Below are 22,559 nucleotides of genomic sequence, written 5' to 3'. Positions count from 1 at the left end.
CCCGACCGCCGAGGAGACCCCCACCATGACCTCAAGGACCTCCAGAACCTCCGGACCGCTGCTCCGCGCCGTGCTCTCCGGTACCGCGGTCGCCCTGCTCGCCACCACCACGGCGTGCAGCTCGGGCGGCGGCAGCACCCCGGACGCGAAGAGCAACTTCTCCACCGCGCAGGTGACCACCGCGCCCGGGACCAAGGCGCTGTCCTCGCTCACCTGGTCCGGCGACTACCGCGCGCCCTACTCCGAGGACCCGATCAAGACGGCCGACTACCCCGAGGAGACCATCCTCGGCAACGTCTGCGAGCCGCTGATCCGGGTCGCCGCCGACTACTCGATGCATCCCGGCATCGCCAAGTCCTGGACCCAGCCCGACCCGGAGCACGTCGTGGTGAACCTGGACCCGCGTGCGAGGTTCAGCGACGGCAAGCCGGTCACCACCGCCGACGTGGTCTACAGCCTGGCCCGCAACATGGACCCCAACGAGGCCAGCAACTACGCCGACTCCTACAACGACGTCGCCTCGATCAAGGCGACCGGCCCGGAGCAGGTGACCGTCGCGCTCACCAAGCCGGACTACATCTTCACCCGTCAACTCGGGATCCTGGGCGCGGCGATCGTCGAGAAGGCATTCGCCGTCAAGGCCGGAGCGAACTTCGGCAACGCCAACGTCGGCGTGGTCTGCTCCGGCCCGTACACCATCGCCTCCTTCGACGGCACCAACGAGATGGTGCTGAAGAAGAACCCGGACTACTGGGACCCGAGCCACGCGGGCAAGGCGGACACGGTCACCTTCACATTCCTCTCCGACCCGTCCGCGCTGGCCAACGCGCTCTCCTCGGGCTCGCTCCAGGGCGCGTTCGACCTGGCCGCGTCGACCATCCCGCAGCTGAGCAAGGCCGCCGCGGGCAAGCTCTACATCGGCGGCGCGGGCTCGACGACGCAGAACATCGATCTGGTCGTCTCCAGCTTCAGCGGCGGCCTCGCCGACGCCCGCACCCGGCAGGCGCTGTCCATGGCCATCGACCGGCAAGGCATCGTCAAGGCGCTCTTCGACGGTGCGGCCGATCCGCTCTACTCCGTTGCCGGTCCCGGCTTCTGGCTGGGCAACCCGGCGCAGTCCACCTACCAGGCCGCCTACGACAAGCTGGTCAAGGGTCCGGACGTCGCCGGCGCCACCAAGCTGGTGCAGCAGGCGGGCGCGACCGGAAAGACCGTCACCATCGCCTACGCGGCCAGCACGCCGTCCCAGGCGCAGCTCGCCGAGGTGCTGCAGCAGACCGGCGAGCAGATCGGCCTCAAGGTCAAGCTGGCCGGCCTGCCGGACCAGCAGTACGGCAACCTCTTCACCGACCCCAAGGCGCGGTCCGGCTACGACGGCTTCCTGACCATCAACTACATGGAGTTCCCCGAGGCCGCGACCATGTACGCGAGCTACGCGGCCAAGACCGGGGTGCAGAACTTCAACGGCTACGCCAACCCGGCCGTCCAGGCCGCGCTCGACGCCGCCCAGGCCACGAACGACCCGACGGCCCGCGCCCAGGCCGTCATCAAGGCGCAGGACATCCTGGGCACCGATCTGCCCTGGATCCCGATCGTGGCACCGCGCGCCCTGCTCTTCCAGAACAACGGCGTCACCGGCGCCCCGCTGACGTTCTCCTACATGGACAACGCCTGGGTCAGCGCGATCGGGGCGCCCTGATGGGCCGGCTCCTGCTGCACCGCCTCGGTGGCCTGCTCACCACGCTCTTCCTGTCCAGCATCCTCATCTTCGGCAGCCTCTACCTCGCGCCCGGCAGCCCGGAGAACGTGCTCTTCGGCAACCGGATGCCGAGCCCCGCAGTCCGTGCGGCGGTCCGGCACCGGCTGCACCTGGACCAGCCGCTGCCCGTGCGCTACTGGGACTGGCTGACCGGTGTCGTCCACGGCGACCTCGGCACCTCGATGGTGACCGGCCAGCCGGTCGCCGACCGGATCGGCGCAGGGCTCGGCAACACGCTGCTGCTGGTGCTGATGACGATGGTGCTGGTCGTCGTGCTCGGCATGGGCATGGGTCTGGCCGCGGCGCTGCTGCCCGGCCGCGTCGACGGCGCGGTCAGCGCGCTCACCTCGGTCTCGGTCACCGTCCCGCCGTTCGTCGCGTCCGCGCTGCTGATCTCGGTCTTCGCGGTCAAGGCGGGCTGGTTCCCGGCCTCCGGGATCGGCGACGGCCTGGGCGGCAAGCTCGACGGGTTGGTGCTCCCGGCCGTGGCCATGGCCGTCATCTCCTGCGGCTTCCTGGCCCGGGTCACCCGCAACGCGGTCCGCGAGCAACTGGAGCGCGAGCACGTGCAGACCGCGTTGGTGCGCGGCCTGCCGCGGACGACCGTGCTCCGCAGCCACGTCCTGCGCAACGCCATGCCACCGATCATCACCGCGATCGGCCTGCTCACCGCCGGGACCTTCGCCTCGACGCTGGTCGTCGAGTCGGCGTTCGCGGTGCCCGGGATCGGGCAGCTGACCATCCAGTCGGTCGCGCAGAAGGACTTCCCGGTCGTCCAGGCCGTGGCGTTGATGCTGGTCGCCGCGTTCGTGCTGTGCAACGCGGCCAGTGACCTGATCCAGGCCCTCGTCGACCCGCGCCTGCGCGAGGCAGGGAGCAGCTCATGAAAGCCGGGCACCTCATGAAGGCCTTCTTCACGCGTACGTACGGCCAGTTGGGCCGCTCCGGCACGGTCGCCGCGGTCTTCCTGGCCGTGGTGCTGCTGGTGGCGCTCGCCGCGCCGCTGGTCGCCCCGGCCGACCCCAACCAGGCCAACCTGCTGGACGCCTACGCCGGTCCGTCCGGCAGCCATCTGCTGGGCGCGGACGGCATCGGCCGCGACATCCTCTCCCGGCTGATCTACGGCTCGCGGACGAGCCTGCTCGGCCCCGCGCTGGTCGTCGGCGTGGCCCTGCTGATCGGCATTCCGCTGGCGCTGGCGGCGAGTTGGTACGGCGGGCTGGTCGACGGCGTGGTGGCGCGGATCTTCGACCTGGTCTACGCGCTCCCCGGCCTGCTGCTCGCCGTGCTGACGGTGGCGCTGTTCGGGCCGGGGCTCACCCCGGCGGTGGTGGCGCTGTCCATCGCCTACATCCCCTTCCTGGCCCGGATCGTCCGAGCGGCGGCGCGGCAGCAGCGGGTCAGCCCGTACGTCGACGCGCTGGCGGTGCAGGGCTTCGGCGCGGTCCGGATCACGGTCCGTCACATTCTGCGCAACATCATGCCGGTGGTCGTCGGCCAGGCCGCCATCGCCTTCGGCTACGCGCTGCTGGACCTGGCGTCCCTGTCCTATCTGGGGTTGGCCGTCCAGGCGCCCACGCCCGACTGGGGCGTGATGGTCAGCGACAGCGACGCGCTGCTCAAGGGCTACTGGCTGCCGGTGATCGCGCCGGGCGTGCTGATCGTGCTGACGGTCCTCGCACTGACCGTGCTGGGCGCCCGGATCAGCGGCGAGAAGCCGCCGGGCTACCTGCGCCGGGCCAGGAGGCAGCGGACGGCTCCCGCCGCGGTGGGAGCCGCTGAGTCGAACGACAAGACCCCGGTGGGAGCCGCGAGATGAGTACACCCCTGCTGGAACTGTCCGGCCTGACCGTCGACTTCGCCACAGACGACGGCGGCTCGCGGACCCTGCTCGACGGCGTGGACCTGACCCTCGCGCCCGGCGAGGCGCTCGGCCTGGTCGGCGAGTCGGGCTCGGGCAAGTCGATGACGGTCCGCGCGGTCACCCGGCTGCTGCCGCCCGCCGCGACCGCCTCCGGGACCGTCCGCTTCGAGGGCCGCGACGTCGGAGCGATGGACGCCGCCGCACTGCGCGGTTACCGCGACGGCGGTGTCGGCATGGTCTTCCAGGACCCCCGCGCCCACATCAACCCGACCCGGCGGATCGGGGCCTTCCTGATCGAGGCGCTGATCAAGAACCGCGGCCTGAAGAAGAAGGAGGCGCTGGCCCGGGCCGAGGCGGTGCTCGCGGACGTCGGCATCGACGACCCCGCGCGGCGACTGCGCCAGTACCCGCACGAGGTCTCCGGCGGCATGCTCCAGCGCGTGATGATCGCGTCGGTGCTGCTCGCCGAGCCCCGGCTGATCCTGGCCGACGAGCCGACCACCGCGCTGGACGTCACCATCCAGCGCGAGGTCGTCGCGATCCTCGACCGGCTGCGCCGCGAGCGCGGCATGGGGATGGTCTTCATCACCCACGACCTCGATCTGGCCCTCGCCGTCTGCGGGCGCGTCGCGGTGATGTACGCGGGACGGATCGTCGAACTGCGCAGCGCCGAGACGCTGCACGAGCGCGCCGCGCACCCGTACACCTTGGGCCTGCTGGGCTCGCGTCCGGCGATCGACGAGCGGGCGGAGCGGCTGCGGGCCATCCCAGGCCGCCCGGTCTCGGCCTTCGAGGCGGGCCCCGGCTGCGCCTTCGCACCGCGCTGCGGCTACGCGGTGGAGGACTGCCACAGCACTCCGCAGCAGCTGACGGAGTTCGACGGCGGCCTGGTCCGCTGCGGTCGGCTCGCGGAGATCCACCCGGACCGCATCAGTGAGGAGGCGACCGCATGAACGCCGTTGAGGTGCGGGGCCTGAACAAGTTCTTCAAGGCCCACCACGCCGTCGTCGACGTCGACTTCACCATCCCGGCGGGCGGCTCGCTCGGGATCGTGGGGGAGTCGGGCTCCGGCAAGACCACTGTCGCCCGGATGCTGGTCGGCCTGGAGCGCCCGAGCAGCGGCACCATCGCGGTCATGGGCCGCGACCGGAGCCGTCCCGCGCGCGGCGGCGGCGAACGCAACGCCCGCGCGCGGGAGCTGCAGATCGTCTTCCAGGACCCCTACACCTCGCTGGACCCGAGCCAGAGCGCGCGGGCGGCGGTGGAGGAGGTGCTCCGTCACCACGGCGGCCTTTCCGCCGCCGAGCGTGCGGAGCGGCTGACCGAGCTGGTCGACCAGGTGGGCCTGACCGAGCGTCAGGCCCACGCCAGGCCACGCGACCTCTCCGGCGGCCAGCGTCAACGCGTGGCCATCGCACGAGCGTTGGCGGCCCGGCCGAAGGTGCTGGTGCTGGACGAGGCGGTCTCGGCGCTGGACGTGTCGATCCAGGCGCAGATCCTCAACCTCCTGGCGGACATCCGCCAGGAGACCGGGATCGCCTACCTGCTGATCTCGCACGACCTGGCCGTGGTCCGGCAGCTGTGCGACACCGCGCTGGTGCTGCGGCGCGGGCAGGTGGTCGAACAGGGCGACTGCGCGCGGATCCTGGACGATCCGGCGGAGGAGTACACCCGCGCCCTGCGCGAGGCGGTCCCGGTCCCCGGCTGGACCGTGGGGGGCTGACCGTCAGGCGGGCCGGACGGTGACCGTCAGCACGGTCCCCGGCCGGGCCGACGGGACGGAGATGTCCGCCGTCCCGTACCGGCCGTCGTGCGGCTGGCGGACGTCGAGGTGGGTGCGGGCCGACCCCGCGCCGGTGACCGCGATCGCCGCGCCGCCGGGGTAGACCGAGGGCGGCAGCACGACCTGGGTGGGGGCCTTCACCGTGCTGGTGCGGTACTGCAACGTCCACACCCCGGTCGCCGCGTCGTACGAGTCGCTGACCGGGCTGCCCGCCAACGCCCGTGCGTAGGGCGCGAAGACGGGCGCGTCGCCGGGGTGCGGGGTGCCGTCGGGGCCGAGCGGGGTGTAGCCGCCGTTGCCCTCGCCCCAGTACCACATGGTCCAACCGGCGGCGAACTGCCGCATGGCCGCGACCTGTTGGGCGACGAGCTGGGTGTTGCCCGGTCGGTCCGCATCCGGCGGCCCCCACTCGCCGACCAGGACCGGCATGTGGTGCGCCGTCGGATAGGCGGTGATGGCGGAGAGGTAGTTCTGGATGAAGCCGTCCGCCGGGTTCCAGTCCTGGCCGTTCTCCACGTTCGTGTCGTAGAAGTGCGGCGCGTACCCGATCCGTGGCGCGCCGTGCCGGGGATCGGTGAAGCCGGGCAACTGCGTCGGGACGCCCTCGCCGACCAGCACCGTCGGCTCGACGAAGATCCAGGAGCCGGAGTCCTGGCTGCGCACCGCCGCGATCAGCCGCCGGTACATCGCCGCCAGCCGTCCCTGCTCCAGCGCGGCTGAGGCGGCGATCTGGTTCGCCGGGTCCGTCGGGTCGCCCGCGATCGGGCCGCTGGGCTCGTTGAACAGGTCGTAGCCCAGCAGCGAGCGGTGGCCGCGCAGTTCGCGGGCGACGTGGGCGTAGAAGTCGGCCTGGTCGAGCCGCAGATCGGCGTCGTCGTAGAGGTGGGTGAAGGCGCGCTGGACGGCGGGCTGGAAGTACCCGGCGAACCAGTCGCTCGGGTCGGGCACAAAGGGCAGGCCGTCGTCCCGGGTGGCCCAGAGCGGCGCGCCGTCCGGGCTGCCGCCGTCGTACTTGGGGCCGAAGACGTCCTGGTGGAAGTCGATCACCACACGCAGTCCGTAGCGGTCGGCGGCGTCCAGCAGGGTCTGCAGCTTGCGGAACTCCGCTTCGTCGTAGACGCCGCGCTGCGGCTCCAGCCGCGCCCAGGTGATGTCGAGACGGATCAGGTCGAAGCCGTGCGCGGCAATGGCACGGATGTCGGCGGGGGTGGTCTCGTCGTACTTGTCGACGTTGAAGCCGCGCAGGCCGAGCAGCCGCCCCTGGTCGTCGGTGAACCCCAGCGGCCCGGCGGCGGGGACGGACGCTGCGGCGACGGCTGGAACAGTGGCCGGGCGGGCGGTGGCGATGGCGGGTGCAGCGAGGCCGGCGGCCAGTGCGAGGGCGATCACTGCTGCGGAGCGACGGGCGCGCAAGGGCACCTCCGAAGGGGGCGGGCCGGGGGAAGCAGTCCGATGGCCGCCGATCATGCTCCCCGGCTCCCGCAGGCGCAAGGCTAACGCGAGTATTCCTCATGTTTTCTTGTCGACGCCGCTCCCTGCCGCGCCTCCTTCTCCGCCTCCTTCTGCCCCGGCTTCCACGTCCGCTGCCGGGCGATGTCAGTGCCGTCCCCGATACTCGGACCCATGACCGCACCGGAGCTCGACCCCGCCCACCTGCGCGCCTGGTGGGCACACCGCCAGGGTCTCGACGGCTCGCTGTCCGGGGCCGACCCGGCCACCGTGCTGACGCGCTCCGGCTGGGCCAGGTCCGTGGGGGGCGCCGCTCCCTACCTCGGGCTCTTCGCCCGTGCCGGGCTCTCGCGCGAGGTCGTGGACGAGGCCGTCGCCGCGCTGGAGATCCACGAGCTCCCCTCGGCGCGCGGCTGCACCTATGTCCTCCCGGCCGCCGACTTCGCCCTCGGCCTCACCCTCGGCGCGGGCGCGCCCGAGGGCGAGCTCGCGGCAGCCCGCAAGCACCTGGGTGTGACCGACGCCGAGACCGACGCGCTGCGGGCCGCCGTGCTGGCCGCGCTGGAGTCGGCTCCCGGCCCGCTCGACCCTGCCCGGATCAAGGACGCCGTCGGCGACGCGGTCCGCAGCCTGGGTGAGGCGGGCAGGAAGCGCGGCACCGCGACCACGCTCCCGCTCGCCCTCGGGCTGCTCCAGGCGAGCGGTGAGATCCGCCGCGCCCCGGTCAACGGCCGACTGGACCAGCAGCGCTACGGCTATGTCCGCTGGCAGGCAAGGCCGGTGGGGGTGGCGGAGGCCGACGTCGAGCTGGCCCGGCGCTACTTCGCCTGGGCCGCGCCGGCCTCGCTCCCGCACTTCCGCTGGTTCTCCGGTTTCACCGCCGCCCGAGCCAAGGCCGCGATAGCGCCGCTCGGCCTGGCCCCGGTCGAGGGCACGGACCTGCTGCTCCCGCCCGAGCTGGCCGAGGAGTTCTCGGCCTACCGACGTCCCGAGAAGCCGCACTACGCGCTACTGGCCGGGATCGACGGTATCCACCTGCTCCACCGTGACCTCGTCCGCCTGGTCGACCCCGCGGACGCCGAGCGGCCCGTCCCGGGCGCCAAGGCCGGGCGGGTCTTCGGCTCGGACGCCGACCCGCAGTGCCACCTCGTGGTCGACCGCGGCCGGATCGTGGGGTTCTGGGAGTACGACACCGAGCGGTCCGAGCTGGTCCACCAGCTCTTCGTCCCGCTCGACGCCGCACTCCAGGACGCGCTGACCCGCACCGAGGCCTTCGTCCGCGACCAGCTCGGCGACGCCCGCGGCTTCAGCCTGGACTCGCCCAGGAGCCGCGTGCCCAAGATCGCCGCGATGCGCGGGGCGGGCGGCAACGGCTGAGGAACCTCCGCCGTACAGCGGGCTGACAGTGCACGGCCATGCCCCTATGCTGACGCCACCTCCAGCAGAGGGTCCGTCAAGGGAGCACTGGGAGCAGCCGTGACGGTGAGCACCGGCAGTCCGCTCCACCCGGTCGGTCAGCTCAGTCCGCTCAGCCCGGCCAATCCGCTCAGCCCGGTCGTGCGCCTCGCCATGGTGGTGCCCCGGACGCTGGGCGCCGCCTACGCCGGACTGCTGCTGACACTCGCCCCCTCACACACGGACCTGCTCTTCGCCTGGACCATGTCCCCGGTCACCGCCACCCTGATCGGCGCCGGGTACGCGGGTAGTTGCGCGATGCTCTGGCTCTGCGCCGCCCGTGCCCGGCAGTGGGCCCAGGCGCGGGTCAGCGTGCTCAGCTCCTCCCTCTTCATGCTGCTGATGCTGGCCGCGATCCTGCTGGACCGCGGCACACTGCACTTGACGGGCGGTCAGCTCTTCGCCGTGCTCGCCGCGTACGGCTGGCTCGGCTTCCATCTGCTCGCGCCGCTGAGCGGAGCGGTGGGGCTTGGCGTGCAGCGGTTCGGGGCTGCCGGTCGTTCGGTGTCCCGCACGGCTCCGCGGCCCGGGCCGATGCCGTGGTGGGTGGCGCTGCCGACCGTCTCCTCAGGCTTCTTCCTGGCCGTCCTCGGCGGCCTCCTCTTCGCCTCACCCGGCTGGGCCGCCCGGAACTGGCCCTGGACGGCGGGTCAGCTCGACATCCGGGTGCTCGCCGCGTTCGCGCTGACGTTCGGTATCGCGATGCTGATGACCGTCCGCGACCGGGAACTGCAGCGGGTACGCCACGGTATGGTCGCCCTGGTGGTCACCGGGCTGCTCGGGTTGGCCGGTCTGCTCCGCTACGCGGACCAGGTCCGCTGGGGCTCGGTCGGCGCGTCGGGCGTGGTCGCGGTGCTGATGCTCCTCCTCGGCCTGGGTATGTCCGGCCTGGGGCTCTCCGTCGTGCTGCCGCAGGCCCTGCCGCCGACCACGCGACGGAATGCATCGCCGACCGCACCGATCGCGCCCCCGGTTGCACCCTCGGTCGCACCGTCGGGAGCCCTCGGCGGACCGGAATCCGGTGCGGGCAACCCCGCTTGAGTAGGTGTCAGTGTTGCGGGGTACTCTCTCCAACTGGACGGACAGTTGCACACCGACCTCACGGGGCGGATAGGCTTCGCACACGGCCCTGGTGCCTTCCAAGGGGTGGGACATGGAACAGATGCAACAGCTGCGCAGGCCGCGCATTCCTGCGGTCCAGTGCGGCACGGGTGTGGCGAGCCGTCGGCTCGACCGGCACCTCGCGGTGCTCGGCGCGCCCGCGCTGCCGCAGATCGAGGTCGCCGAGGCGGTCGGCCTGATAAGGGAGCTGACGCCGCGCGGCATTTCCGTCAACGAGCCTGCGGTTGCGGCACGCCCCAACCGCTTCTCGCGCACGGTCCTGCTGGCTCCGCTGCGTCGGCTCTCCCGTTCGCTCTTCGGCAGCCGGGGGCGGTAACCCGCGGCTCCGCCGGGCCACGGCGGGTGGGGCGTCCCCGTGACGCGCTACTCCGCCGTGGCCTGCTTCAGCACGACCTGGTACGCCTTCTCCTCGCCCCGCTCCGCCAGCCGCCACCCCGCCGCGGTGCGCACCAGCCGGTCGACGTACCAGAGCCCGCACTGCAGCAGTCCGCCCTCGTCGGGCAGCGGCATCGGGTTGTGACACATCGTCCGCGCGGTGGCGTGGTCCCCGTCGATCTCGACCAGCATGTTCGCCACCAGATGCTGGGTGGCCGGGAACATCGGCAGCACCGACTCCAGGAACGCACAGATCTCGGGCACCGTCCCGCGCGGCCCGCCCATCGCCGTGTAGTCCACGACGGCGTCCTCGGTGAAGACCTCTTTCAGTGCCGCCCAGTCGCGGCTGTCCACGGCATGCGCGTAACGCGCGAACAGTTCCTGGATCTCCAGGCGGTCGGAGATCTCCTGAAGCGTCAACATGCGCGCCAGTGTGGGCGGGAGGCGCGGAGAAGTGAAGACCAGGGCACTGACGGGCTGTGAGGTGATCACCGGATCGGGCTAGCGCAGGGGGCGCGGGGTCGCAGGCGCTCCTACGTTCGGAGTGGTAGGGACCACGACGAGAGGCGCCAGTCATGCTCACACACCGACGTCCGACCATGCTCCTGCTGTGCGGCCTGACCGCGGCGACGCTCGCCGGCACGGCGGGCTGCTCCAGCAGCACGAAGGCGGCGGTCGGCAGCGCCGCCAGCGGCAAGGCCTCCTCGATCGCCTCCGCCGCGAAGTCCGCGGCGGAGGGCGCGGCCGCCGGCGTGAAGGCGAGCGTAAAGGCCAGCGTCTCCGCGAAGGCGTCCTCGAAGGCGCTCGTGAAGGGCGTGACCGCGGGCGCGTTCTGCTCGGTGAGCGGCGAGAACGGCGAGACGCGCTCCGGCCAGGCGATGACCTGCAAGAAGGACTCCGCAGGCAAGGACCGCTGGACCTCCGCGGTGAACGCGTCCGCTTCTGCCTCGGCGGGCCAGTTCTGTGCGACCTCGGGCGCGACGGCGACCAACGGCAGCACGAAGCTCGTCTGCAAGGCGGGCTCCGACGGCCGCGACCGCTGGACGAAGCAGTAGGCAGTTCCTTCCGCAGCTGGGAGGCTGCACTATCCAGGGGCGCGAGGCTCTGCTGATGTGCGGCTCCGCCGCGTGGGCGCGACGAGCGGGGCGTGTGCGGCCACCTGCGGGAGCGAACGTGCAGATGACGAACTCGTAACGAATACCCGTGAGTTCACCGGACGCTGCTCCGCGCCGGTGCCCGTCAGGGCCAGAGGCGTTCCCGCGTCCAGGGGCGGGTTCCGGGCCGCGCGGCCCGGTAGCGGAGGCGGACGTGGCCGCGTGCCTGGACGCCCTGCCAGAACTCCACCGTGGTCGCGCGGAGCGTGAACAGCGCGTGCTGCGGATCCACCGCATCCGGCTCCGCCTCGACGCGGGCCAACGCGCCCGCGAACGCGCGTGGCAGCTCTGCCGGGTCGCGCAGCACCTCGCTCTGGTGACCGACCAGGCTCGCCGCGCGGGAGCCCGGGAGGCGGCTCAGGAAGTCCGCCGCGGCCGTGCCGGCGTCCGCTCGCTCCACCGGGCCGCGGATGCGGATCTGGCGGGCCTGTTCGCGCCAGTGGAAGCCGAGCGCGGCGTGCGGCTGTCCGGACAACTGCCGCGCCTTGGGACTGCCCGCGTCGGTGGCGAAGGTCCAGCCTCGCTCGTCAGCGTCGCGCAGCGCGACCACCCGCAGATCGGGGACGCCGTCGGCGTCCACCGTGGCGAGCGTCATCGCGTGCGGCTCCCGGACACCCTCGGCGACGGCGCGGGTCAGCCAGGCGAGGAACAGCGGAAACGGTTCCTCGGGCGCCTGCCCGGGGTCGTCGGGGTCGAACCCGGGCAGCTCGCCCGCCATCATCGGCACGCCGAAGAGCAGCCGTCGCACCGGGCCGAGGCCCTCCCGAGGGTCCACGGCGTCGCCCGCAGGGCTCCCGCTCATGCGCGCAGCGCTGCGGCGATGGAGCGGGCCAGCCGCTCCAGGTACTTCTGGGTCACCGGCTCCCGGGTCACCAGCAGGTGCCAGTAGAGCGGGCCGGCGATCAGGTCCAGGGCCAGGTCGGGGTCGGTGCCGGTCGGGAGCTCGCCGCGGTTCATGGCCCGCTCGACGAGCGCGGCGCTGCTCTCGCGCTGGCTCTCGCGCAGCGCCAGGGCCAGCGTCCCGGCGATGTCGGGGTTGCGTGCGGCCTCGGCCAGCAGGTCGGGGACGATCTGCGCGGCCAGCGGGTGGCGCAGCACCCGGTAGACGACCTGGATCAGCAGCCGCAGGTCCAGCTCCAACGAGCCCGTGTCGGGGAGCACGACGCCGGTGGTGACCAGGTCGGAGACGACCTCGATCACCATCGGCAGCTTGGAGCGCCAGCGCCGGTAGACCGCCGTCTTGCCCACCCCGGCGCGTCGTGCCACGGCCTCGATCGACAACCGGGCGTAACCGGTGGTGGCCAGCTCCTCGAACACGGCGGCGCGAATGGCTTCGGTCACATCGTCGCGCAGCACCGCCGCCCCCGTGGGCTGCCGTTTCGCCTCTCCGGCCGCCGGGCTGGACGTTGCCTGTGAATCCGCTGGATCCGCAAGGGCGGCAGGCGTCGACTGAGTTCCCATATGCTCCCCTGTCAGCACTGGTGAGTGTCCGGCTCCGTTTTGTGAAGCCAACGCTACGCCAGCGTTGCGACGTTACGGTTGCGTTCCGTCGCCAGTCCCCGTTAGCGTCTCTTCAGGATGAGACGATACCGTTTCGTCCTGTCCAGTGGGACGGATGCTTGGGAGTAGCGTGTCCACGGTGTATGAGCAACGGGCGGCAGACATGGCCGACCCGGACGCGGGGCTCAGCCCCGCCGAGCTGGCGGCGAAGTACGGCCTGAAGCTGAGCGGCAAGCGCCCTTCGCTGTTCGAGTACTCCCGGCAGCTCTGGGCCCGGCGGTTCTTCATCGGCGCGTATGCCACCGCGAAGCTCGTGGTGCAGTACTCGTCGTCGAAGCTGGGCCAGGTCTGGCAGGTCCTGACGCCGCTGCTGAACGCGGGCGTCTACTTCCTGGTCTTCGGCATGCTGCTGGGGACGAGCCGGGGCATCCCCGACTACATCCCGTACCTGTGTACGGGTGTCTTCGTCTTCAACTTCACCCAGCAGGCGGTGCTGAACGGCACCCGTGCCATCTCGGACAACCTGGGCCTGATCCGCGCGCTGCAGTTCCCGCGTGCCTGCCTGCCGATCGCCTTCACGATCAACCAGCTCCAGCAGCTGGTGATCTCGATGGGCGTGCTCGGCGTGATCATCCTGGTCAGCGGCCTGCCGATCACCATGCACTGGCTGCTGGTGATCCCGATCCTGATCCTCCAGTCGTGCTTCAACGCGGGTCTGGCCATGTGGATGGCCAGGATCGGCGCCAAGACCAGCGACATGGCCCAGCTGATGCCGTTCATCATCCGCACCTGGATGTACCTGTCGGGCATCTTCTGGTCGGTCAGCACGGTCACCGCGCACCTGCCGCACCCGGCCGCCGTGGCGATCGACCTGAACCCCGCGCTGATCTTCAACGAACTGATGCGCTACGCCCTGATGGACTCGGTGCCGGCGAGCAGCCTGCCGCACCACGTCTGGGTGATGGCCGCTGCCTGGGCCGTGATCGGTGGCCTCGGCGGATATGTCTTCTTCTGGAAGGCTGAGGAGGAGTACGGCCGTGGATGACCAGGAGATGATCGACAGCGTGCTGGAGCCGGAAGGCCCGCCGCCCGCTCCCGACGAGAAGATCCCCACGGTGGTCGTGGACGACGTCCACATCATCTACAAGATCTACGGCGCCGGTGCCGGCAAGGGCTCGGCCACCTCCGCCCTGTCCCGGATCATGATGCGCAAGGCCTCGCCCGCGCTCAGCGAGGTGCACGCGGTCAAGGGCATCAGCTTCACCGCCTACAAGGGCGAGGCGGTCGGCCTGATCGGCTCGAACGGCTCCGGCAAGTCCACCACCCTCGCCGCCATCGCGGGCCTGCTCCCGCCTGCCTCCGGCGCGATCTACACGGACGGCCAGCCCTCGCTGCTCGGCGTGAACGCGGCGCTGATGAACGACCTGACCGGCGAGCGCAACGTGGTGCTGGGCTGCCTGGCGATGGGCATGACCTACGCCGAGGTGCGCGAGAAGTACCAGGAGATCGTCGACTTCTCCGGCATCAACGAGAAGGGCGACTTCATCTCGCTGCCGATGCGCACGTACTCGTCCGGCATGAGTGCGCGTCTGCGGTTCTCCATCTCGGCGGCCCGTACCCACGACGTGCTGATGATCGACGAGGCGCTGTCCACCGGTGACGCGGCCTTCCGCAAGCGGAGCGAGGAGCGCATCCGCGAGCTGCGCAAGGAGGCCGGTACGGTGTTCCTGGTCTCGCACAGCAACTCGACCATCCGCGAGACCTGCAACCGGACCATCTGGCTGGAGCACGGCGTCATCCGGGCCGACGGCGACACCGAGGACGTCGTCAAGGAGTACGAGGACTGGACCGCCACGCGCAAGTAGGACGCGTTCGACGGGATTTCGTCCGACCAGGACGTACCCGCACGTGTCCGACCCACGGGCCGACACCGACAGCCGCCGCGAGTACCCCTCGCGGCGGCTGTCGGCGTGAGGTCGTAGGCTGCGTGGACGTAGGGTGTGAACAAGATCGAAGCTATGTGTGAAGCGGCATGCCGTCATGCCCGGCGACGGGGTGAGGGGCCGGGCCAGGCGGTGGCCGCTGACCTGCAAGGCGTGTCCCCTGTGGGCAGCCTGTCAAGATCGGTGTAGAACGGGGGGGTGGCGGTCATGACGATGCGTCGGCAGCAGTCCGGTGAACACATGTCCGAGGAGTCCGCCGGGGAGACCCGGGCCGGCTCCTCCAGTGCGGTGCTCGACAAGGCGACTCGGGAGAACTTCCCGGTCGCCCCCTTCTTCCTGCCGTCCTACATGCGCCAGGGGCTGATGGCCGTCTACGGCTTCGCCCGGCTGATCGACGACGCGGGCGACGGCGACCTGCCCGACCCGCGCGGCACTGCCGAGCTGCTGGGCGTGGACTGGCAGCAGGAGCGCGACGAGGCGGCCGAGACGGCCTTCCGGCTGGCCCTGCTGGACGCCCTGGACGCCGACGTGGACGCCGCCTTCGAACGCGTGCTGCGCGGCAGCGGCGAGGGGCCGCGGCATCCGCTGATCGCCGCGCTGGTGCCGGTGATCGACGAGCACGGTTTGACCGTCGAGCCTTTCCGCGGCCTGATCGAGGCCAACCGGGTGGACCAGCGGGTCGCCACCTACCAGACCTTCGACGACCTGATGGGCTACTGCGAGCTGTCCGCCAACCCGGTGGGACGCCTGGTGCTCCAGTTGGCCCATCTGGCCACCCCGGAGCGCGTCCGCTGGTCCGACTCCGTCTGCAGCGCGCTCCAGGTGGTCGAGCACCTCCAGGACGTCGCCGAGGACCGGGCCAGGGGCCGGGTCTACCTGCCGCAGCAGGACATGAAACGCTTCGGCGTGACCGAACGGGAGCTCGACGCGCCGCACGCGGGTACGGCCCTGCGCGGCCTGGTGCTGTTCGAGTCCGATCGGGCCCGGGCGCTGCTCGACGAGGGCGCGCCGCTGATCGGCTCGGTCTCCGGACGGCTGCGGGTGCTGCTGGCCGGTTTCTCGGCCGGTGGCTACGCCGCGCTCGGGGCCGTCGCGGCAGCCGGGTACGACGTGCTCGCGGGAGCTCCCAAGGCCGGCAAGGGCCGACTCGCCGCAGAGGCGGCGCGCGCCCTGCTGCCCGGTAGGCCGGCGCGGGGGATTCGACCGGCGCGCGGGACCGGCAGTGGGGCGGACCGGCACGACGACGCGCTGCGGCGCAAGGAAGCGAAGGGTACGAGGTGAGTCGGCAGACCACGGCGTCCGACCCGGCGGCCGAGCCGCTGTCACCCCAGGTGGCGGCGGCCTACCGGTACTGCGAGGCGGTGACGGGCAGCCAGGCCAAGAACTTCTCCTACGGCATCCGGCTGCTGCCGGTCGCCAAGCGCCAGGCCATGTCCGCGATCTACGCCCTGGCCCGCCGGATCGACGACATCGGCGACGGCGGCTGGTCCGACGCGCGCAAGTTCGAGGAGCTCGGCGCTACCCGGGGCCTGCTGGACCGGATCCGTGAGGGCGCGGTCGAGCCGGAGGACACGGACCCGGTCAAGGTCGCGCTGGCGCACGCCTGCTCAGTCTTCCCGATTCCGTTGGACTCCTTCGACGAACTGATCGACGGTATGGAGATGGACGTTCGAGGCACCTCGTACGCCAGCTTCGAGGAGCTGCGCCACTACTGCCGCTGCGTGGCGGGCACCATCGGCGTGCTCTCGCTCTCCGTCTTCGGCTGCACGGACCCCAAGCGCGGCGCCGAGTACGCCGACACCCTGGGCCTCGCGCTGCAGCTGACCAACATCCTCCGCGACGTCCGCGAGGACGCCCTCAACGGCCGGGTGTACCTGCCCGCGGAGGACCTGGCCCGGTACGGCTGCGAGCAGGGCTTCGGCCTGGACACGCCGCCGCCGGGGGCCGACTTCCGCGGCCTGGTCCTCTTCGAGGCGCGCCGCGCCCAGGGGTACTTCGACGAGGGCCTGCGGCTGCTGCCGATGCTCGACCGGCGCAGCCGCGCCTGCGTCGGCGCGATGGCCGGGATCTACCACCGGGTGCTGGAGCGGATCATCGCGGAGCCGGAGGCCGTGCTGCGCGGCCGGGTCTCGCTGCCCGGCTGGGAGAAGGCCTATGTAGCACTCTCGGGGCTGGTCGGAGGGCGTAGCTCTTGAACAACCGCCCGATCGTGTCCAAGCCGTTTGCCCGCTCGGCGTGGTGGGGAACCACTCGACGCCGCGCGGCGTCGAGGCCGACGCGGGTCGGCGAAGGGGGGTGGCCCGTATGAGCGGGCGGCTCGGCATGCGCAGGGCACTCGTCGTCGGGGGAGGTCTGGCGGGCATCACCGCCGCGCTGCGCCTGGCCGACGCGGGACTTTCCGTCACGCTGGCCGAGTCCCGGCCGCGGCTCGGCGGCCTGGCGTTCTCGTTCCAGCGCGGCGCGCTGACCGTCGACAACGGCCAGCACGTCTTCCTCCGTTGCTGCACGGCCTACCGCGGCCTGTTGCAGCGGCTCGGCGTGCGCGACGAGGTCTGGCTCCAGCCGCGCCTCGACGTGCCCGTACGCGACGTCAACACCGGCCGCTCGGGCAGCATCCGGCGCGACCCGCTGCCGGTGCCGCTGCACCTGGGCCGCGGGCTGGTCCGCTACCCGCACCTGAGCCTCGCCGAGCGTGCGGCGACCGGCAAGGCCGCGCTCGCGCTCAAGCAGCTCGACCTGGCCGACCCGGCCCTGGACCAGCAGTCCTTCGGCGACTGGCTGCGCGAGCACGGCCAGTCCGCGCGCGCCGTCGAGGCGCTGTGGGACCTGGTCGGCGTCGCCACGCTCAACGCGACCGCCGACGAGTCGTCACTGGCGCTGGCCGCCATGGTCTTCAAGACCGGCCTGCTCTCCGAGCCCGGCGCCTCCGACATCGGCTTCGCCCGGGTGCCGCTGGGCCGGATCCACGACGACATGGCGCGCGCCGCACTGGAGCGCGCCGGGGTGCGGGTGCTGCTGCGCGCCCGCGCGGTCGAGGTCAAGCCCGACGGCGAGGGCCGCCACCTGGTCCAGCTGGAGGGCGAGCGTCTGATCGGCGGCGCCGAGACGATGACCGACGTGGACGCCCTGGTCCTGGCCGTGCCGCAGGACGCCGCGCACGCGCTGCTGCCGCCCGGCTCGCTGGCCGAGCCGGAGAACCTGCTGCAGCTCGGCTACGCGCCCATCCTCAACGTGCACGTCGTCTACGACCGCCCGGTGCTGGACCGGCCGTTCCTGGCCGCGCTCGGTTCGCCGGTGCAGTGGGTCTTCGACCGCACGTCGTACTCCGGCCTGACGGGCCCCGGCCAGTACGTCGCGCTGTCGCAGTCCGCCGCCCAGGCGGAGATCGACCTGCCGGTGGCCACGCTCCGGCAGCGCTACCTGCCCGCGCTGGAGCGGCTGCTGCCGCGCGCCCGCCAGGCGGAGGTCACCGAGTTCTTCGTGACCAGGGAGCGCACCGCGACCTTCGCGCCCGCGCCCGGCACCGCCCGGCTGCGGCCGGGGCCGCGCACCTTGACCCCGGGTGTCCACCTGGCCGGTTCGTGGACCGCCACCGGGTGGCCCGCGACCATGGAGAGCGCCGTGCGCAGCGGGACGGCCGCGGCTCGTAGCGTCCTGAGGGAGCTGTGATGACCGACGTTCAGACGCAGGCCGAAGAGCACAATGCCGAGCACAACACCGGGCAGCACGAGCCCAGAGCGAACGGAGAGGGTACGAGCGTGGTAGCGCGCCCCGATCAGGCACCGACGGCGGAGGCAGTCGACGTGCTGTCCCTGCTCGACCACGGCAGGACGCTGTGCACCCCGGTGCTCAGGGAGGCGGTCGCCCGCCTCGCGCCGCCCATGGACGCGGTCTCCGCCTACCACTTCGGCTGGACCGACGCCGAGGGGCGCCCGACCAAGGGCGACAGCGGCAAGGCCGTGCGTCCGGCGCTGGCGCTGCTCTCGGCCCGTGCCGCGGGTGCGCCGGCCTCCGTGGGCGTCCCCGGCGGCGTCGCGGTGGAGCTGGTGCACAACTTCTCGCTGCTGCACGACGACCTGATGGACGGCGACGAGACCCGCCGTCACCGGGCCACCGTGTGGACCGTGTTCGGCCCGGCCCAGGCCATCCTGGTCGGCGACGCGATGATGGCGCTGGCCAACGCGATCCTGCTGGAGACCGCGACGCAGGGCACCGCCACCGCGGTCGACGCCGGGCGCGCGGTGCAGCGGATCACCACCGCCACCCTCAAGCTGATCGACGGCCAGGCCCAGGACCTCTCCTTCGAGCACCGCGACCGGGTCAGCGTCGAGGAGTGCCTGGAGATGGAGGGCAACAAGACCGGCGCGCTGCTGGCCGTCTCCGCCTCCATCGGCGCGGTGCTGGCCGGCATGGACGACAAGGCGGCGGACGCGCTGGAGCGGTACGGCTACCACCTGGGTCTCGCCTTCCAGGCCGTCGACGACCTGCTCGGCATCTGGGGCGAGACCGAGGTCACCGGCAAGCCCAACTTCGGCGACCTGCGCCAGCGGAAGAAGTCCCTCCCGGTGTCCGCCGCGCTGGCCGAGGGCGGCAAGGCCTCCCTGCGTCTGGCCGAGCTGCTCGCCGACGAGGAGGGACGAGGTCACGAGGACGAGGAACAACTTGCGGTGCGCGCAGCGCTGATCGAGGAGGCGGGTGGCCGCGCCTGGACGGCGGAGGAGGCCCGTCGACAGCACAGCACGGCGCTGGCGGCGCTGGACGAGGTCGCCATGCCCGCCGAGGTGCGGGCACAGTTCGCCGCGCTCGCCGAGTTCGTTGTGGTTAGGGAGAGGTGACGACATGACAGCATCCCCGGATGGCCGGCTCGACCCACAGCACGACGCGGAGCCGGCCGCGGAGGGCACCACCGGGAGCACTGCACACACCGACAGCACTGCAAGCACCGAGGCAACTGCAAGCACCGAGACGGACACCGACCAGGTCGCGCGCGAGACACTCGACCGCGCCGTCCAGCACCTGTTGGGCCTGCAGGACGAGGCCGGCTGGTGGAAGGGCAACCTGGAGACCAACGTCACCATGGACGCCGAGGACCTGCTGCTCCGTCAGTTCCTGGGCATCCGCACCGAGGAGCAGACGCGCGCCACCGCGGACTGGATCCGTTCGCAGCAGGGGGCGGACGGCACCTGGGCCACCTTCTACGGTGGCCCCTCCGAGCTCTCGACCACGGTCGAGGCCTATGTGGCGCTCAAGCTCGCCGGGGACGACCCGGAGGCACCGCACATGAAGCGGGCCTCCCGGTGGATCCGCGAGCAGGGGGGAATCGCCGCCACCCGGGTGTTCACCCGGATCTGGCTGGCGCTGTTCGGCTGGTGGCCCTGGGAGCGGCTCCCGGAGCTGCCGCCGGAGGTCATCTTCCTGCCGCGCAACTTCCCGCTGAACATCTACTCGTTCGGTTGCTGGGCGCGGCAGACCATCGTGCCGCTGACGGTCGTCTCGGCGCACCGCCCGGTCCGTCCCGCGCCCTTCGCGCTGGACGAGCTGCACACCGATCCGGAGAACCCTTTCCGCAGTCGGCCGATCGCCCCCGCGTACACCTGGGACGGGTTCTTCCACCGGCTCGACAAGGCGCTGCACTACTACCACCGGATGCCGGTCAAGTCGTTGCGCCGCCTCGCGCTGCAACAGGCGGCCCGGTGGATCGTGGAGCGGCAGGAGGCCGACGGCTGCTGGGGCGGCATCCAGCCTCCGGCCGTCTACTCGCTGATCGCGCTGCACCTGCTCGGCTACGACCTGGAACACCCGGTCATGAAGGCCGGGTTGGCCGCCTTCGACCGGTTCACCGTCCACACCGACGAGGGCCACCGCTGGATCGAGGCCTGCCAGTCGCCGGTCTGGGACACCTGCCTGGCGCTCACCGCGCTGGCCGACGCGGGCCTGCCCGCCGACCACGAGGCGCTGGTCCGGTCGGCCGACTGGCTGATCGGCGAGGAGGTCGTCCGCCGCGGCGACTGGGCCGTGCAGCGTCCGGATCTCCCGGCGGGCGGCTGGGCGTTCGAGTTCGACAACGACAACTACCCGGACATCGACGACACCGCCGAGGTGGTGCTGGCGCTGCGCCGGATCGCCCACCCGGAGCCCGGCAAGATCGGCGCGTCCACCCGTCGCGGCGTGGACTGGGTGCTCGGCATGCAGTCCAAGAACGGCGCCTGGGCGGCGTTCGACGTCGACAACACCAGCACGCTGCCGAACAAGCTGCCCTTCTGCGACTTCGGCGAGGTGGTCGACCCGCCGTCCGCGGACGTCACCGCGCACGTGGTGGAGATGCTGGCCGCCGACGGCAAGGCCGGGGACGTGCGGACCCGGCGCGGAATCGACTGGCTGCTCAAGGAGCAGGAGGCGGACGGCTCCTGGTTCGGCCGCTGGGGCACCAACTACGTCTACGGCGTCGGTTCGGTGGTCCCCGCGCTGGTCGCCGCCGGGCTGCCGACCGACCACCGGGCGATCCGCCGGGCGGTCGACTGGCTGGAGGAGAAGCAGAACGAGGACGGCGGCTGGGGCGAGGACATGCGCTCCTACCAGGACAAGTCCTGGGCCGGTCGCGGCACGTCGACGGCCTCGCAGACCGCCTGGGCGCTGATGGCGCTGCTGGCGGCGGGGGAGTCCGGCTCCTGCGTCGACCGCGGCGTGCGCTGGCTGGCGGAGACCCAGCTGCCCGAGGGCACCTGGGACGAGCCGGAGTTCACCGGGACGGGGTTCCCGTGGGACTTCTCCATCAACTACAACCTCTACCGGCTGGTCTTCCCGGTCACCGCGCTCGGCCGCTACCTGTACGGCACCCCGCACCTGACGCCGAGTGAGGACACCGTGGGGAGCGCCACCGGGAGCGCCGTCAGCGGTGCCGCCGGTTCGCGACGCGGTCTGCCGGGCCCGGCGGGCGGGCAGGAAGCACCGGTCTCGCGTCGGCTGCTGCCCTCCCTGGCCGGGCGGCGGTTGCGGTGAGACCCGGTCCGGACGCGGGTCCGGATCCCGACCCGCCCGGCGCACCCCTGGTGGCGTGCGCGCTGGGCATCGAGGCGCGCGCCCTGCGGGGCGCGCGCCCGGGCCGGGGAATGCGCCCGCGCCCGGTCCTGCGCACCGGCATGGGCCCCGCTCGGGCGGAGCGCGCCGTAGGCGACGCGCTCGCCGCTGCGGCGCACGCGCCGTGCGGACTGGCCTTCGCGGGCCTCGGCGCTGCCGTGGTCCCGGGAACACGCCCCGCCGACGTCCTGGTCGCCACCGAGGTGCGCGACGATCAGGGCGTGGCCGCGCGAACCGACGAGGGCTGGGCCGAGGCGACCGCCGAGGCTCTGCGCGCGGCCGGACTGACCGTGCGTCACGGTGTGCTGCGCTCCAGCGACCACGTGGTCAGGGGCGCCGAGCGCGCCCGGCTGGCCGAGTCCGGCGTGGTCGGCGTCGACATGGAGACGGCGGCGGCCTTTCGAGTGGCCACCGGACTGCCGTTGTTGGCCGTTCGCGTCGTTGTGGACACGCCCGAGCACGAGCTGGTCCGGCCGGCCACCCTCGTGCACGGCCCCCGCGCGCTGCGCGCGCTCAAGCAGGTCGGGCTGGTGCTCGCGACCTGGCATCCGCAATTCTGCTGAGTTCTGCTGAGGAGTTCTGCCATGACCGCCGTGTCCTTCGGAATGCCGTCCGTGCCGGTCGAGCTGTTGGCTCCGCGTCGTCAGAGCCGTCGGATCATGGTGGGGAATGTCCCGGTCGGTGGGGGTGCGCCGATTTCGGTGCAGTCGATGACGACGACGGTGACGTCGGATGTGAATGCGACGCTGCAGCAGATCGCGCAGTTGACGGCGTCGGGGTGTCAGATCGTGCGGGTGGCCTGCCCGTCGCAGGATGACGCGGACGCGTTGCCGATCATTGCGAGGAAGTCGCAGATCCCGGTGATCGCGGACATCCACTTCCAGCCGAAGTACGTGTATGCGGCGATCGACGCGGGTTGTGCCGCGGTGCGGGTGAATCCGGGCAACATCCGGCAGTTCGACGACCAGGTCAAGGAGATCGCCAAGCGCGCGTCGGACGCGGGCATCCCGATTCGGATCGGTGTGAACGCGGGGTCGTTGGACAAGCGGTTGTTGGAGAAGTACGGGCGGGCGACTCC

General features: G+C 71.9%; 22 protein-coding genes. 18 read left to right on the top strand and 4 right to left on the bottom strand.

From position 1 onward, the window contains the following. Positions 1 to 25 precede the first annotated feature (25 nt). The 5 genes from ABH940_RS18835 to ABH940_RS18815 are packed head-to-tail and all read left to right on the top strand — an operon-like array spanning position 26 to position 5,346. Positions 26 to 1,699 (top strand): ABC transporter substrate-binding protein, encoded by a 1,674-nt coding sequence (locus tag ABH940_RS18835; RefSeq protein ID WP_370070189.1) that lies wholly within the window; start codon positions 26 to 28, stop codon positions 1,697 to 1,699. Further along, positions 1,699 to 2,646 carry an ABC transporter permease gene (locus ABH940_RS18830; protein ID WP_370070187.1) on the top strand — a complete coding sequence of 316 codons (948 nt, stop codon included), beginning with the start codon at positions 1,699 to 1,701 and terminating at the stop codon, positions 2,644 to 2,646. Before ABH940_RS18835 ends, ABH940_RS18830 begins: the two co-directional genes overlap by 1 nt. Then, entirely contained in the window at positions 2,643 to 3,578 is a 936-nt protein-coding gene (locus tag ABH940_RS18825; RefSeq protein WP_370070185.1) for an ABC transporter permease, read from the top strand. The genes ABH940_RS18830 and ABH940_RS18825 overlap by 4 nt, the downstream gene beginning before the upstream one ends. Beyond that, positions 3,575 to 4,576 carry an ABC transporter ATP-binding protein gene (locus ABH940_RS18820; protein WP_370105780.1) on the top strand — a complete coding sequence of 334 codons (1,002 nt, stop codon included), beginning with the start codon at positions 3,575 to 3,577 and terminating at the stop codon, positions 4,574 to 4,576. Before ABH940_RS18825 ends, ABH940_RS18820 begins: the two co-directional genes overlap by 4 nt. Further along, the gene (locus ABH940_RS18815) at positions 4,573 to 5,346 is read left to right on the top strand and encodes an ABC transporter ATP-binding protein (RefSeq protein ID WP_370070181.1); all 774 of its coding nucleotides are present in this window, start codon (positions 4,573 to 4,575) and stop codon (positions 5,344 to 5,346) included. The genes ABH940_RS18820 and ABH940_RS18815 overlap by 4 nt, the downstream gene beginning before the upstream one ends. 3 nt (positions 5,347 to 5,349) lie before the next feature. On the opposite strand, the gene ABH940_RS18810 is transcribed toward ABH940_RS18815, so the two are convergent. Beyond that, positions 5,350 to 6,819: a cellulase family glycosylhydrolase gene (locus tag ABH940_RS18810; protein WP_370105779.1), complete on the bottom strand. Its 1,470-nt coding sequence runs from the start codon at positions 6,817 to 6,819 to the stop codon at positions 5,350 to 5,352. A gap of 210 nt (positions 6,820 to 7,029) precedes the next feature. Here ABH940_RS18810 and ABH940_RS18805 point away from each other — a divergent pair, with 210 nt between their 5' ends. The 3 genes from ABH940_RS18805 to ABH940_RS18795 all read left to right on the top strand — a co-directional run bounded on the left by ABH940_RS18805 (position 7,030) and on the right by ABH940_RS18795 (position 9,748). Continuing rightward, positions 7,030 to 8,232 carry a DNA glycosylase AlkZ-like family protein gene (locus ABH940_RS18805; RefSeq protein WP_370070177.1) on the top strand — a complete coding sequence of 401 codons (1,203 nt, stop codon included), beginning with the start codon at positions 7,030 to 7,032 and terminating at the stop codon, positions 8,230 to 8,232. Positions 8,233 to 8,331: 99 nt separating this feature from the next. Beyond that, a complete protein-coding gene (locus ABH940_RS18800) occupies positions 8,332 to 9,351 on the top strand; it encodes a hypothetical protein (protein ID WP_370105778.1) in 1,020 nt (339 codons plus the stop codon). Positions 9,352 to 9,463: 112 nt separating this feature from the next. Then, positions 9,464 to 9,748, top strand: coding sequence for a hypothetical protein (locus ABH940_RS18795; RefSeq protein ID WP_370070173.1), 285 nt, complete (start codon positions 9,464 to 9,466; stop codon positions 9,746 to 9,748). Between the two features lie 47 nt (positions 9,749 to 9,795). Here ABH940_RS18795 and ABH940_RS18790 read toward each other — a convergent pair whose 3' ends face one another. Next, complete coding sequence (locus tag ABH940_RS18790; RefSeq protein WP_370105777.1) at positions 9,796 to 10,230, bottom strand: nuclear transport factor 2 family protein; 435 nt, start codon at positions 10,228 to 10,230, stop codon at positions 9,796 to 9,798. A 152-nt stretch (positions 10,231 to 10,382) separates the two neighbouring features. Here ABH940_RS18790 and ABH940_RS18785 point away from each other — a divergent pair, with 152 nt between their 5' ends. Beyond that, complete coding sequence (locus ABH940_RS18785) at positions 10,383 to 10,862, top strand: hypothetical protein (protein ID WP_370105776.1); 480 nt, start codon at positions 10,383 to 10,385, stop codon at positions 10,860 to 10,862. A gap of 184 nt (positions 10,863 to 11,046) precedes the next feature. Here the strand turns inward: ABH940_RS18785 and ABH940_RS18780 are convergent, their stop codons facing one another. Beyond that, complete coding sequence (locus tag ABH940_RS18780) at positions 11,047 to 11,763, bottom strand: pyridoxal 5'-phosphate synthase (RefSeq protein WP_370105775.1); 717 nt, start codon at positions 11,761 to 11,763, stop codon at positions 11,047 to 11,049. Next, complete coding sequence (locus ABH940_RS18775) at positions 11,760 to 12,422, bottom strand: TetR/AcrR family transcriptional regulator (protein WP_370070165.1); 663 nt, start codon at positions 12,420 to 12,422, stop codon at positions 11,760 to 11,762. Before ABH940_RS18775 ends, ABH940_RS18780 begins: the two co-directional genes overlap by 4 nt. Positions 12,423 to 12,624: 202 nt before the next feature. Between ABH940_RS18775 and ABH940_RS18770 the strand changes: the two genes are divergently transcribed. The 9 genes from ABH940_RS18770 to ABH940_RS18730 form a co-directional block, all read left to right on the top strand. Beyond that, positions 12,625 to 13,506 (top strand): ABC transporter permease, encoded by an 882-nt coding sequence (locus ABH940_RS18770; RefSeq protein WP_370070391.1) that lies wholly within the window; start codon positions 12,625 to 12,627, stop codon positions 13,504 to 13,506. A gap of 7 nt (positions 13,507 to 13,513) precedes the next feature. Continuing rightward, on the top strand, positions 13,514 to 14,326 hold the full coding sequence (locus ABH940_RS18765) for an ABC transporter ATP-binding protein (protein ID WP_370105845.1): 813 nt from the start codon (positions 13,514 to 13,516) through the stop codon (positions 14,324 to 14,326). Between the two features lie 318 nt (positions 14,327 to 14,644). After that, positions 14,645 to 15,685 carry a squalene synthase HpnC gene (hpnC, locus tag ABH940_RS18760; protein WP_370070387.1) on the top strand — a complete coding sequence of 347 codons (1,041 nt, stop codon included), beginning with the start codon at positions 14,645 to 14,647 and terminating at the stop codon, positions 15,683 to 15,685. Next, positions 15,682 to 16,599 (top strand): presqualene diphosphate synthase HpnD, encoded by a 918-nt coding sequence (hpnD, locus tag ABH940_RS18755; RefSeq protein WP_370105774.1) that lies wholly within the window; start codon positions 15,682 to 15,684, stop codon positions 16,597 to 16,599. The genes hpnC and hpnD overlap by 4 nt, the downstream gene beginning before the upstream one ends. 109 nt (positions 16,600 to 16,708) lie before the next feature. Beyond that, positions 16,709 to 18,073 carry a hydroxysqualene dehydroxylase HpnE gene (gene hpnE, locus ABH940_RS18750; RefSeq protein WP_370105773.1) on the top strand — a complete coding sequence of 455 codons (1,365 nt, stop codon included), beginning with the start codon at positions 16,709 to 16,711 and terminating at the stop codon, positions 18,071 to 18,073. Further along, positions 18,073 to 19,239, top strand: coding sequence for a polyprenyl synthetase family protein (locus ABH940_RS18745; protein ID WP_370070159.1), 1,167 nt, complete (start codon positions 18,073 to 18,075; stop codon positions 19,237 to 19,239). The genes hpnE and ABH940_RS18745 overlap by 1 nt, the downstream gene beginning before the upstream one ends. 4 nt (positions 19,240 to 19,243) lie before the next feature. After that, positions 19,244 to 21,403, top strand: coding sequence for a squalene--hopene cyclase (gene shc / locus ABH940_RS18740; protein WP_370070157.1), 2,160 nt, complete (start codon positions 19,244 to 19,246; stop codon positions 21,401 to 21,403). Continuing rightward, on the top strand, positions 21,400 to 22,044 hold the full coding sequence (locus tag ABH940_RS18735) for a 1-hydroxy-2-methyl-2-butenyl 4-diphosphate reductase (RefSeq protein WP_370070155.1): 645 nt from the start codon (positions 21,400 to 21,402) through the stop codon (positions 22,042 to 22,044). The genes shc and ABH940_RS18735 overlap by 4 nt, the downstream gene beginning before the upstream one ends. 21 nt (positions 22,045 to 22,065) lie before the next feature. Further along, the coding region (locus tag ABH940_RS18730; RefSeq protein WP_370105772.1) for a flavodoxin-dependent (E)-4-hydroxy-3-methylbut-2-enyl-diphosphate synthase at positions 22,066 to 22,559 on the top strand (494 nt) is incomplete at its 3' end.

The sequence above is a fragment of the Streptacidiphilus sp. BW17 genome, from assembly GCF_041262485.1.
Taxonomy (GTDB): Bacteria; Actinomycetota; Actinomycetes; order Streptomycetales; family Streptomycetaceae; genus Streptacidiphilus.
Note: the sequence above shows the minus strand (reverse complement) of the source record. Positions and strands in the feature narration are given on the sequence as shown.